At 35.5% G+C, this 12,936-nt stretch carries 9 protein-coding genes; 1 reads left to right on the forward strand and 8 read right to left on the reverse strand.

The features are described from left to right. Nucleotides 1–18: 18 nt before the first annotated feature. Nucleotides 19–798: a Fe-S cluster assembly ATPase SufC gene (gene sufC / locus PVA17_RS09135; RefSeq protein ID WP_024362714.1), complete on the reverse strand. Its 780-nt coding sequence runs from the start codon at nt 796–798 to the stop codon at nt 19–21. A gap of 674 nt (nt 799–1,472) precedes the next feature. Beyond that, complete coding sequence (locus tag PVA17_RS09140; RefSeq protein WP_274067509.1) at nt 1,473–2,009, reverse strand: hypothetical protein; 537 nt, start codon at nt 2,007–2,009, stop codon at nt 1,473–1,475. 259 nt (nt 2,010–2,268) lie between these two features. On the opposite strand from PVA17_RS09140, the gene gltC reads away from it, so the two are divergent. Next, nucleotides 2,269–3,171 carry a glutamate biosynthesis transcriptional regulator GltC gene (gene gltC / locus PVA17_RS09145; protein ID WP_132361797.1) on the forward strand — a complete coding sequence of 301 codons (903 nt, stop codon included), beginning with the start codon at nt 2,269–2,271 and terminating at the stop codon, nt 3,169–3,171. Between the two features lie 520 nt (nt 3,172–3,691). On the opposite strand, the gene PVA17_RS09150 is transcribed toward gltC, so the two are convergent. The 6 genes from PVA17_RS09150 to PVA17_RS09175 all read right to left on the reverse strand — a co-directional run bounded on the left by PVA17_RS09150 (nt 3,692) and on the right by PVA17_RS09175 (nt 12,834). Continuing rightward, nucleotides 3,692–4,738 (reverse strand): glycosyl hydrolase family 18 protein, encoded by a 1,047-nt coding sequence (locus PVA17_RS09150; protein WP_274067510.1) that lies wholly within the window; start codon nt 4,736–4,738, stop codon nt 3,692–3,694. 21 nt (nt 4,739–4,759) lie between these two features. After that, nucleotides 4,760–6,511, reverse strand: a complete 1,752-nt coding sequence (locus PVA17_RS09155) for a polysaccharide deacetylase family protein (protein WP_274067511.1) — start codon at nt 6,509–6,511, stop codon at nt 4,760–4,762. After that, the gene (locus PVA17_RS09160) at nt 6,508–8,373 is read right to left on the reverse strand and encodes a glycosyltransferase family 2 protein (RefSeq protein WP_132361803.1); all 1,866 of its coding nucleotides are present in this window, start codon (nt 8,371–8,373) and stop codon (nt 6,508–6,510) included. The genes PVA17_RS09155 and PVA17_RS09160 overlap by 4 nt, the downstream gene beginning before the upstream one ends. 5 nt (nt 8,374–8,378) lie before the next feature. After that, nucleotides 8,379–9,806, reverse strand: a complete 1,428-nt coding sequence (locus PVA17_RS09165; protein ID WP_274067512.1) for a polysaccharide deacetylase family protein — start codon at nt 9,804–9,806, stop codon at nt 8,379–8,381. 15 nt (nt 9,807–9,821) lie between these two features. Then, a complete protein-coding gene (locus PVA17_RS09170; protein WP_274067513.1) occupies nt 9,822–11,147 on the reverse strand; it encodes a nucleotide sugar dehydrogenase in 1,326 nt (441 codons plus the stop codon). A 523-nt stretch (nt 11,148–11,670) separates the two neighbouring features. Continuing rightward, entirely contained in the window at nt 11,671–12,834 is a 1,164-nt protein-coding gene (locus PVA17_RS09175; RefSeq protein WP_132361809.1) for a dicarboxylate/amino acid:cation symporter, read from the reverse strand. Between the last annotated feature and the right edge of the window lie 102 nt (nt 12,835–12,936).

A 12,936-nucleotide genomic window follows, 5' to 3' on the forward strand; every position in this document is an offset into this window, starting at 1 on the left:
GCTAGTTCGTCCTCCCTCTTATGCTTCTTGTTCTTCAGTTTCTTCTTCGATACCTAATTCTTTTTTAATCCAGTCATAGCCTTCAGCTTCTAAACGTTGTGCTAATTCTTCTCCACCTGATTTAACAACGCGACCTTGCATCATTACGTGTACATGGTCCGGTGTAATGTAGTTAAGTAGACGTTGGTAGTGAGTGATCATTAAGCAGCCGAATCCTTCTCCACGCATTGCATTAATTCCTTTAGAAACAACTTTAAGTGCGTCAATATCAAGACCAGAGTCAATTTCATCTAAAATGGCGAAAGTTGGTTTAATCATCATTAATTGAAGAATTTCGTTACGTTTTTTCTCACCGCCAGAGAAACCTTCATTTAAATAACGTTGTGCCATATCTTCGTGCATTTCAAGGAATTCCATGTTTTTATCTAATTCACGGATAAATTTCATTAAAGAAATTTCATCGCCCTCTTCACGGCGTGCATTAATAGCTGAGCGTAAGAAGTCAGCATTTGTTACACCAGCGATTTCAGAAGGATATTGCATTGCTAGGAATAAACCAGCTTGAGCACGCTCGTCTACTTCCATTTCTAGTACATTTTCGCCATCAAGTTCTACTGTACCAGAAGTTACTTCATATTTTGGGTGACCCATAATCGCAGAAGCTAGTGTTGATTTACCAGTTCCGTTTGGTCCCATGATTGCATGAATTTCATTTGTATTAATTGTAAGGTTTACGCCTTTTAAAATCTCTTTCCCGTCGATTTCAACGTGAAGATCTTTAATAACTAAAGTTGACATGAAAATACCTCCATAGTGTGTTCAGTGAATGGTGAACCATTCCTTAATTATCATCATTCTAATCTTAACTGAAAATCGTTCTCTATGCAAACCATTTCAATCACTTTCATTTTCATCTGAAACAATCCTTAATAATAAAGAGTTTGCAAGCATTTTCAGATTATTGCTAATCGTCATTGACAATGAGAATCAACTTTCCTCATTTTCAATGAAATAAATCTAATTGAGAATCAGTTTCATCTAGCTACATAGTGAAAACCCCGCAGAAAGTGCGAATTGTAGCTGTTTTGTGACAAAAATGTATAAATATCAATACCAATACTATAACCTTTTTTATTAGAATGGAATCAAATAAAGGAAAGAATCTTGAGAGTACTTGCTAGTATAACGTGGGTTGATTTCCTTTTTGGCTTGGCGCTTTTATGGGGACCGGAAATCAACTTATTAAACATGGTATTAGTTTTAACCAATGTTGTTCTAAATTTCAGGTGGGCAAAATTATAAATGTAGATAATGCATTTTTTACTGTATTTTTCTCTTTTGCTGTTTTCGTATACGATTATGTTTGGATATAATGCAGTTTCAGGAGGCTTTCAAAATGTGGAGATTTGTATATGTATGAAGCAGTATTAAATTAAAGAAGCACAAAGTCTCTATCTAAAAGAAGAAAGTAATTAATATAAAAATACAGATATAAAAGAAGAAACGGCGTAAAATATTATACCTATAGGGAAAATCATCGACTGTTTATTGATCTCTCTCAAATCACCCGATTCTTTTTTCATCTCTTTGTAAAAATATGTCGTCATAAACACGCCGCCCAGCAATAACACACCGCAACCGAAATACGAAACAATGTCTACTTCTACTGCTTTACCCATTTCGATCGCCATTACCGCTATAAAATATATAAAGGCTGCAAACAAATAAAAAGCTTTTTCCTTCCTCTCTAATTTTCTACTTTTCTTTTTCTCTACTTTATACCAATGTTTCAAATCTTCTTGTGACACGTACTGCGCAACAATGGCTTCTACTTGTTTCGCACATTTCTTTTGAACTTTAACCATATAAAAACCTTCGTATTCTTCAGACGACCGCTTTAAAACACCTTTGATTCCTATTTCAAACGGAATGTTACTTTTCTCTAAGTGTTCGATAATTGCCAGGACAGTATCTTCTGAATGTCCAATCAATATTTTCTTTTTAAACAAATGCTACACCTCTTACGAAAGATAAATCATGCTTAATTATACTATTTCATTCGCCTATTACCGAAATCCAAAATATAGCAATATCCGACTCTTTCGTTTAGCTACACTCTTTGAGAAAATAACCTTCACCTTACTTCCTTGGGCTCCAATTAAAGCTTGCTAGCCATCATTTGTTTATTGACAATCATTTTTCATCTTAAATAGTATATAATTAAGGTATAATCAATCGTATTTTTCGATTAATAGAGGTGAATATCTAGTGGAGTTACGTCAATTACGTTATTTTGTTGAAGTTGCTGAGCGTGAACATATTTCAGAAGCTGCCGAACATCTTCATGTTGCTCAATCTGCAATAAGCCGACAAATTGCTAATTTAGAAGATGAATTAGGCACACCACTTTTTGAACGTGTCGGACGAAATGTTAAATTAACACCGATCGGAAAAATATTCCTTAAGCATACTATTACTGCTTTAAAAGCCATCGATTTTGCCGCAAAGCAAGTTGAAGAATATTTAGATCCTGCTAAAGGTACGATAAAAATTGGTTTTCCAACGAGCTTGGCTAGCTATGTATTGCCAACTGTTATTTCAGCCTTTAAGCGTGAATATCCAGATTTGCAATTCCAGCTCCGCCAAGGCTCCTATCGCTTTCTAATTGATGCGGTCAAAAATCGTGAGTTAAATTTAGCTTTTTTAGGCCCTCTTCCACCAAAGGACGAATCGATCCATTCAACAATATTATTTACTGAAAATATTGCCGCATTACTGCCGGCTAAACATCCATTAGCCAAAAAAGAAAGTATTCAGCTTGCCGATTTACGTAACGATTTATTTGTATTATTCCCAGATGGATACATATTACATAAAGTAGCTATGGATGCCTGCCGAGCTGCCGGCTTCTCACCAAACGTCATCTCCGAGGGCGAAGACTTAGATGCACTAAAGGGTCTTGTCGCTGCAGGCATCGGGGTCAGCTTATTACCAGAAAGCTCACTCTATGATTCAGCTGCTCGCTTCACAGTAAAAGTACCAATTAAAGCACCCGCGATTCCAAGAACAGTCGGTATTATTTCACCTGTAAACCGTGAAATTGCACCATCAGAAAAAATATTTTTAGACTTCGTAACAAATTTCTTTTCACGCCTTTCTCAATTCCAATAAAAAAAATCGCCGAAGTTGGCGATTTTTTTGGTTTAAGGTGTTCTATTCTCAGAGCGGTTTTATCCACGGTTATGGCTGTTCTTTCCGGCACTTTGGTTTCCATCCGTCACCTTGGTTCTTCTTTCCGTCGCTCTGACGATTCTTTCCGGCGCTTTGGCTCTTCTTTCCTTCGCTCTGACGATTCTTTCCGTCACTTCGGCTCTTCTTTCCGTCGCTCTGACGATTCTTTCCGTCGCCTCGGCTCTTCTTTCCGTCGCTCTGATATCTATCCGTCACTTCGGCTCTTCTTTCCGGCGCTCTGACGATTCTTTCCGTCGCTCTGATTTCTATCCGTCACTTCGGCTCTTCTTTCCGTCGCTCTGACGATTCTTTCCGTCACCTTGGCTCTTCTTTCCGTCGCTCTGATTTCTATCCGTCACTTCGGCTCTTCTTTCCGTCGCTCTGACGATTCTTTCCGTCGATTTGGCTCTTCTTTCCGTCGCATCGGCTCTTCCATCCGTCACTCCGGCAATTCTTTCAATCATTCCTTTGATTGTTCGTTAATCCATTGTAATGTTTTTGAGCTTAGACCTCCGGCACGCCATAAAACAACCTCATTGTAGCTTCTTTTTTGCACGTGCGCTGTCCATTTTTTAAGTGTTTCTTGATCGGCGTACCAAACTTCATGCTTAACATTGTGTTCATCTAAAAAAGTGAAGTAAGCCGCACCACTTGCTTGATCGCGTTGTTTAACTGCTTTCGTTTTGTTTAGTAAGTCCTCTGCCTCAACCTCCGTTAAAGCAACCGTCTTGCCTTGATTTATCCATTGGAATCCGCCAGTTGAGAAGGCAATCGCTAATTTTTGATTAGACTTTTTAATTTTTTTTACTAATTCATTTAAAAATGAATAGGTTGCCTTTGCACCTGGGCCACTATGATATCCATGCACATTATAAGCCATCACTGTATATTTAGGCCCACTCGGTAATTTAATATTAAATGGAAACTCCGGCTCTAGTACGACATGTAATGAAACATCCTTTTTTAATAGCTGTTCATAAAGTTCATCTATGAATTGGACGTACCTAGAGAGATCCTCTTTAGCAACCTTTTCATAATCAATTTCGATACCATTCACATTGTATTGTTCAACAACCTGCATAATATTATCAATATGTTGTTGCCTCGATGATGCATCTTTAAACAACCGATGTAATAACGCACTATCCTTCTGAACAATTGGAGCGTTATCTGTAACATAATCGTTAATTAACGTGAGTATTACATGATGTGATTCATTAAATTGTTGTTGTGTTTGTTTCAATGTTTCTATTGCATCTTCAGTTAATAATAATTGGTCATTCTTATTAAAATAAGCTCCAAAAACGTGAATGTCTTGTAAGCCCTGTTGTGAATTTTTCACATCCTCGATGGCAGATTTATTTTGCCATTCAGGTAACCAAATAGATAATTGAAGGTTGTCTTTGTACTTCAAACCTTCCCTTGCCTGAACAGGTGCTTCTTTACTATTACTACAAGCTGTGATAATTAGTAGTGCTATACAGATAAACAGAAAAATTTTTTTCACTTGAATTTAGTTCCCCCCGTTTTAGAAGGTTTCAATAAAGAAATCAACAACATTATTAAATAAAGTCAATGTTTTGTGCTTTACTTTATCGAAATTCGTATATTGGTTAGTAAAAAGCGTCTGATCGTTAACATCTGTAATCAAAATATCTTCGATGAATGTATCATAAATATCATCTGCATACTGTTCATGCGATGTTTCTTTTTTACTGAACAACGCACCAAATCCAATTTTAGATCCTTGAATGTCAGGATTTACTTGAATTGTCTTGGATAATACATTATCTACACTTATGTCGATTTTACCATTTTCTACATTAATGTTAAATACTCTCTTTTTCGTTAGGTTTCGCGGATACTCTTCCTCGTCAATTCTAGAGCCTTTTTGCGTATCCAGATAATCGTATACAGTAGCCTTATTAAATGCATACTCTTCTTCATTCCACTTTATTTCGTTTAACGGGAAACGTTCTTTTTCAATAACGCTTGCTTGTGGTGATTTTTCAGAAACAACAATTTCATTATCGATTAATGCCACCCGAATATAGCTATTATATTTTTCATCATAGTTTAAATAAATAGATTGTTGTCCTACGACATTCCCTTTAAAGGCAAAGTTTACGTTATATTTCTCTGGCAGAGTTTCCTTTAATATTATCCGTCCTTCACTAGAAGGTTCCGATGTTATTGTAATCTCATTATTTTCAAATTCTGCTGCCCCCTTCAATACTGACCATTCTTTGGCGCGTTCAGAATCTCCGACTTCAAATGCTACATTTTGCTTACTCGCTTGGCGGATTTTCATCATCACATGATTGGTAGACCAATAGGGGGATACTTGTAATCTACTTAAATTGTAGAGATCAGCATCCGCATCATTATATGCCCCTAGCTCCAAATTGAAATGCATTTTAAATATATCCTTAATTTCTTTATTATTCGCACTTTCAACTAACGAATCCATATTATTATAAAGTGAGTTGGCATGCATAATAGCATAGGCTTTCGGAACTTCTCCTAATTCCTCCTCATAAATATCATGCATTAGCTTGTAATCTTTTCGGATACGCTTTTCCATTTCTTGTCGCGTTTCACTTGGAATCATATATTGATTGCGAATGAAGTCCATTAAATAATGATTATAATATTCGATCGTCGTTTTATTCGGCACATTATTTTCATCTTTTACACCTAACGACTGTCCTTTATCGTTATACATATTAATATATGTCAGACGGTACCCATTAGAGCCCAACTCCCAATAGCCACTTTTCTTCATGAGTAATAAGTCTTTCGGCTTTAAAAATTTGTTGTCCCGTGTATCCATTTTATTGGCGTACGTAAACATGGTAGCTTTATAATTGAGATCCTCCATGATGTTTTGAGCAAATATACTAGAATCTGTACGTCCATCTTCAAATGATAAATACAACGCCTTTTCTGGCAATGGTTTGTTTTTCTGATAAAAATCTAAAATATCCTGCTGAGTAACGGTTTTATAGCCTTGACTTTCAAGCAGTGCTAGTTGTTTTCTCAAATTCTCTTTAGATACATATTTAGGAGATTCACCCCTGCTCACTCCAAAATATGATATTGCAATGAAACCATCTTCATTCACTAAAGGAACTGTTTCCTCTACCCTTTTATCCGTTAAAAATACCACACGTATTAAAATAACAGCTAAAAATACAACGATCATCGTTTGAACAATTGATCGTATTATTTTCCTTCGATTCTTTTTAGCTGGATTTAATGCAACATTTTTTTCACTCATTCCTTCTCACCCATTTTGCTAATTTTTAGAATCGAAAATCGAGATTTTCGTAATTTTTGTTTTTCTAATTTCTTTTCTTTAGCGATGACATCTTGAGGTGTTTCTCTCGTTCCCCAAGTTGATTTCCAAAATGTTACCCATGCAACAGGCATTTGCCACAGCAAAATAAATTCGTAGAAAAGTACAAAGATAAAACCAAACGTCCACAATTTACTTTTTCTAAAGAAAAGATGGGCCAAGCTCATTAACATTGCCATCAATAATAAGCCCATTAAAAATGTAGTTGGAAAAATGCCATGCATAATTGGCACATAAACTAAATTGTAAACAACAACAATAGGCGCTGCTATTGGAACGATTAAACCGATGATAAAGAAAAGAAACATAAAAGGTTCCTTCTTCCACATAAATAAAAATGCTCGTAATGATTCGCGTAGCCATGATCGTTTCCATCTCATTTGTTGAGATAAAAAGACTTTTGTATCGGATGGAACAATTGTAGAACATACAGCATTGTCCTGATATCCTGTTCGATGTGTTTTCAAAATATAGTTTGTCATACTACGGTCATCCCCGAAGGTCGCAGGCTGTCCAAGAAATTTTTGGTTTAACCATGCTGTCTCGTTCTTCAAAATAAGCTCTTTTCGATAACATGCTAAAGGACCAGATAAACAAGTGACTGTATCGAACCAAGATTCAGCAGCTTTCATGATCCGAAAGGCTATATAATAGCGAACTGTTTGCAATTTTGTCAGAGCATTTGTAAATTTATTTTCCACTTCTGTTCTTCCAGCCACACCACCCATTTTTGGATCTTGGAAAGGCTGTACTAAATTTCGAATGGCATGAGGTTCTAAAAAACTATCAGAATCTACGAAAACAACTAAATCATGTTTAGCAAGATGCACTCCTGCCACTAAAGCCTCACGTTTCCCCCCATTTTGAGGTAGTTTATAGAAGCTTAAACGATCCTCCGTTTTAAAACGCTCACCCTCGCTATGAATAAGGTCAATCATTTCTTTTGCTTTTTCCTCAGTTCTATCTGTCGAACAATCATCTACAACAATAACCTCTAATTTGTCTACAGGATAATACTGATTAATACAACTTAAGATTGTTCTATGAATCCATTGTTCTTCGTTAAATACTGGAATGATAATAGAAACGCCTGGTTCAAACTTAGGGTTTATCGGAACATTCCTATAGAAAATACCAAATAAATATCTACTTAAAAGAAAAGTTGCAGCAATAATACTATATAGATATAAGAATTTATTGAATCTAAAATAAATGACACTTTCAGCCCGCATTAACATAACGATTAGAGAAACTATCAATAAAAAAATACTTGCCATAAAGATTGATAGTCCCCATCGTTTTTTTACCATATAGTCATTTAAAGGCTGTAAAAATTCACATGCATAATAGCATCTAGTTTCACCATCTACTTCTTTTGTAAAGTGACGAACAACTTTCGCTTTTACCTTTACCTTAGATTCATAGCCCTCCGGCATCGCACCACCAGGTATAGTAAATTTCATCGTAATAATTTCATCTATTAAAAAATTAGTAGGACTATTGGAAAATACAAGGATACCTGTAACCGAGATATCCTCCGCATAATATTTGTCACTACCCTTTTGCTTTGCTCTTTTAATTTGTACTTCAAAATTCGTTTCATAGCGTAAACTTAACAGTTGTAAGCGATATATTTCATTGACATCAGTAGGATCGATTTCTTCCTTTTGATACGAAGCACCTCGACGATTAACGAGACTTCGGACATGTTCTGGGTCAGGAATATTCGATAAAATGCGTCGATCAGAGCGTGGTATCGTTAATATCTCTTTTTTCTTATTCATGATTATCAATTCACTTTCTTATTTGAATCTTCTTCAATCCAAGTCGACATTTTCACAAAACTATACCCATCTTTTTGCAGCTTTTCAATGATTAATGGCAATGCCTCAACTGTTTTTGTACCGTCTAAAATGTGCATAACAATCACCTTTCCTGGAGCAATTCTAGTCATCACACGATTATAAATATCTCGAACGGTATATTTTAAATTCCAATCGAATGATGCTATATCGTACATAGCAATAGATTTGATACCTGTAGCGGCAATAATTTTCGCTGACTCCTCATTAATAGCACCTTTATTTGGCCTGAAATACAACAAAGGTTCTTCCTGTAAGGCATATGTTAACGCCCTATGTGCCATCACGACATCCTGTTGTAACTCTTCTGGTGTCATTGTCGTAACATCAAGGTGATTGTAAGAATGGCTTGCGACCTCATGTCCTCTCTCAACAATTAATCGTGCTAATTGCGGGTCCTTTTCTACACCTTTGCCAATTAAAAAGAATGTAGATTGAACATGATACTTATCAAGAACATCTAAAATTTCTTTAATTCGGTCCTCACTTGCCCAATCATCGAAGGTTAAAGCAACTTCCTTTTTTGAAGTATTTTTACGGTAGAACATATTGGGTTTAACATTTTTGTAATCTGGGTTCATTTTAATAGCATCATAGCCTGCAATTTCCTCTAACGATTTTGCTAAATATTGTTCATCTATGACATCCGTTAATGTAGAGAAAACGTATTCCTTTTCTTCCCCTACTTTCGACAGTAGTGGTATAACATCAATAATCGCAGGATTAATGTATGTGTTTAAATGAATAACAGATCCGCTGTTGATAAAGCGATGAATATAATCCACAATTTCCTCAGCACTTTGCATATTGCGATCTTTCGGATTAATAGACGACTCTACAACTCCCTTCATATTGAGGGTTTTAGCCGCTAAACGCATATTGTCAGTTGAGTCACCGGAACGACTACGAACGTATTTCGGTGTATAACCTAATTGCTCTTCAAAAACTTCATTCGCTAAATAAATTTCTTTATACGTTTCTTCATAATTTAAATCAGTCATTTCAGTAAATGTTAATGTTCCGTTTTCTACCTCGTGACCTTTTGCTAAAATGTCCTTCACTAACTCTGGATCTTGCGCTACTCGTGTACCTTCTATAAAGAATGTTGCCTTCATGTTAAATTGATCCAATACCTTTAATAGACGCTGCATTGTTTCATTGTCCGCAAGCCCATTAAAGGTTAATGCTACCTTTGGACTAATAATGCCTATGTGACTATAAGTATCACTCATCGTCCCATCGTGTTCCTTTACCTCAATTGTCGAATCAACTGGTTTAATCTGATTTTGAGTAGACGCTTGACACCCAGCTAAAAATAAAATGATGAATAGACTACATAATTTTAGTCGTATCATTTCTAAAGAATCCCCTTATAATTTGTAATAATTTTCATTCTTAAATAGATATTGGGTGTTCCTCGTATCAAAAATTAAAGTAGCATGTTGATCAATTAAGGAATAATCAATAGTTGCATGATTCGTTAAAATGACAACAGCATCAGCTTTTTGAATTAATTCTTGTGTTAATGAAACAGTGTTAAAAATGTCGTTACCAACTGAAAATGTTCCGATAAATGGATCAATAACCTTTAGATCACACTGCTTTTCCTTTAATTCCCTAATAACATGTAGTGCCGGTGATTCTCGGAAATCATTAATATTAGGCTTATAAGTAATTCCAATAACTACAATCTCTGCCTCACCTATTTCTTTTTCCTGTGCATGTAAATAATTTTCTAGTCTTTCAACTACAAAGTTCGGCATGGAATCATTAATTTTATCTGCTGCCTCAATTAATGTTGCAGAAATACCATGCTGCTGGCCGGCCCATAATAAATATTTAGGGTCTACTGGTATACAATGACCGCCAACTCCAGGGCCAGGTGTAAATGGCATAAAACCATAAGGCTTTGTTGAGGCGGCTTCAATCACTTCCCACACATCTATATCCATCTTATGGCAAATCTGACTTAATTCATTAACTAGGGCAATATTAATTTGTCGAAATGTATTTTCTAGTAACTTTTCCATTTCAGCAACGTTTGGACTTGTTACAGCAAACACATTTGTATTGATTACTTTTTCATAAAAAAGCTTGGAAACTTCTAAACAAGCTGCTGTTATGCCGCCAACTACTTTAGGCGTATTAGAAACTGAAAAATTTAAATTCCCTGGGTCCACACGCTCAGGAGAATAAGCTAAAAAAATATTTTTTCCAATAACGAAGTTACCTTTTTCAAGGATTGGTTGAACTACTTTTTCGGTTGTTCCGGGGTAAGTTGTACTTTCAAGAATGATTAAAGTATTAGGGGACATGTTTTGTTCGATTGCATTAGCTGCATCAACAATATACGAGATATTAGGTGCTCCATCTGCAGTCGTAGGTGTCGGTACACAAATAATAATGACATCTACATGTGCAAGTTTAGCAAAATCATTTGTCGGCTCAAGGTTCTCTTCATAAATTGCTTTTTCGATGATTGCATTAGACATATCAGCAATATAGCTAACACCACTTTTTAACTTAGAAATTTTTTCATTGTCTTTATCGAAACCAATTACTTCAAAACCTTTATTGACGATCTCCAAAGCTAATGGAAGCCCCACATAGCCAAGTCCAATAACCCCAATTACAGCGCTTCTTGTTTTGATTTTTTTTGATAAAGCTAATATCGGTGACTCAATTTTTATTCCCATAAGCAATTACTCCTGTCTAAGTTATTTTAAATTCAAAGACTACTTCTCAATTGCTATTTCTTTTACGCTTCATTCTTTTGCATTATGAATCACCCTCATTCCCACACCCATTCTCAGTAATATAATCCACAAATTTGAAATTTATATCTCTTCACACATATAGTACTAAATAAAACTAAACATTTTCTAAACAAATTCCATACAAAATGAAAAAACAACTATCTTATCGCATTTTTTTCTAACAAAATTTCAAATTCAATTCTTTAGCACTACGTTTTTTTCAACAACTCCCTACATAATCGTGAAATTTTATTGAATTTTAGCAAGCACAAACTGTAATAATTTGTAACAAAAAAATTCACTATTCTTTTAGGGCTATTTAATTATTAGTAAATCCATGCACTCTGTCATTAATCTTTAAGAAAACTCCAACATCTGTATAACAGCTAAATCCTAAGAAAAAAAAATCGCCGTAGCAGGCGATTTTTTTGCTTAGATGATGCTGTCCATGACTCATCCTGTATTAATTTGTTTTTTTGTTGAAACGATCAACAATCATAGATAATGCGCCATCTCCAGTTACATTTGTAGCCGTACCAAAGCTATCTTGCGCTAAGTACAATGCTATCATAAGTGCAACCATTGTTTCATCGAAGCCGAGCATTGATTGCAGTAAACCAATTGCTGCCATGACTCCTCCTCCCGGCACACCTGGTGCAGCAACCATCGTAATACCTAGCATAAAGATAAAGCCGATATATTGTACAAAACCTATATCTATACCATTCATCATCATAACACCTAAAGAACAAGTGACGATTGTAATCGTACTACCTGATAAATGAATGGTTGCAAACAGTGGGATTGTAAAATTCGTTACTTTTTCTGAAGCCCCTGTTTTTTGCGATTGTCGCAATGTAACTGGAATAGCTGCAGCTGAAGATTGTGTACCCAATGCTGTAAAATACGCAGGCAGCATTGTTCGAAGTAACATAAATGGATTTTTCTTATTTAAAGCTCCCGCAGCAGTGTATTGCACTAGCAATATTACCCAATGCATCACAATTATAAGTACGAAGACAATTGCGAAGACAGATAAAATTTTTGCGACTTGCCCACCAAACGTCATGTTCAAGAAGATACCAAAAATATGAAATGGTAAAAGTGGGATAATAACAAATGAAATTAATTTTTCAATAATCTTATTAAACTCTTCAAAACCGCGTTTCATCACATCACTTTGAATGGCTGTCATTCCAATTCCTACGATAAATGCAAAAATTAATGCTGACATAACACCCATTAATGGCGGCATTTCAACTTTAAAGAATGCCTGTGCTAAAAATTCCTCTGGGTTTTTCATGCTTTCCATAGCACCACTTGATATGAAATTGGGTAACACATTTCGCGCTACCAAAAAGGCAAATATTCCTGCAATGATTGTTGAGAAATAAGCAAAGAATGTTGCCAAACCTAATAATTTCCCGGAGCCTTTCCCAAGCTGAGCAATGCCCGGAGCAATAAATGCAATAATAATAAGTGGTACAACAAAATTTAAAAAATTACCGAATAAGCCATTGAATGTTGCAAATATACGTACAATTGGCTCTGGCATAAAGCTTCCGAGTATTACCGCTAACAAAATAGCGACAATAATTTTTGCCAATAGACCAAATTTAAGCTTCATTATATTGTCCTCCTTAAAAATACAACTGTCTTTCTAGAATGTAATATTAGTAATTTACCATAAACAGTTGAGAGAATATACAGTTTGTGAAATAGACGCAAT

Origin of the sequence: Lysinibacillus sp. CNPSo 3705 (genome assembly GCF_028674935.1) — a bacterium.
Taxonomy (GTDB): domain Bacteria; phylum Bacillota; class Bacilli; order Bacillales_A; family Planococcaceae; genus Lysinibacillus.

Bases quoted from the DNA above. Each gene is read 5' to 3' on its own strand.
- sufC (WP_024362714.1), bottom strand. From the start codon at position 798: ATGTCAACTTTAGTTATTAAAGATCTTCACGTTGAAATCGACGGGAAA.
- PVA17_RS09155 (WP_274067511.1), bottom strand. From the start codon at position 6,511: ATGAGTGAAAAAAATGTTGCATTAAATCCAGCTAAAAAGAATCGAAGG.
- PVA17_RS09160 (WP_132361803.1), bottom strand. From the start codon at position 8,373: ATGAATAAGAAAAAAGAGATATTAACGATACCACGCTCTGATCGACGC.
- PVA17_RS09165 (WP_274067512.1), bottom strand. From the start codon at position 9,806: ATGATACGACTAAAATTATGTAGTCTATTCATCATTTTATTTTTAGCT.
- PVA17_RS09170 (WP_274067513.1), bottom strand. From the start codon at position 11,147: ATGGGAATAAAAATTGAGTCACCGATATTAGCTTTATCAAAAAAAATC.
- PVA17_RS09175 (WP_132361809.1), bottom strand. From the start codon at position 12,834: ATGAAGCTTAAATTTGGTCTATTGGCAAAAATTATTGTCGCTATTTTG.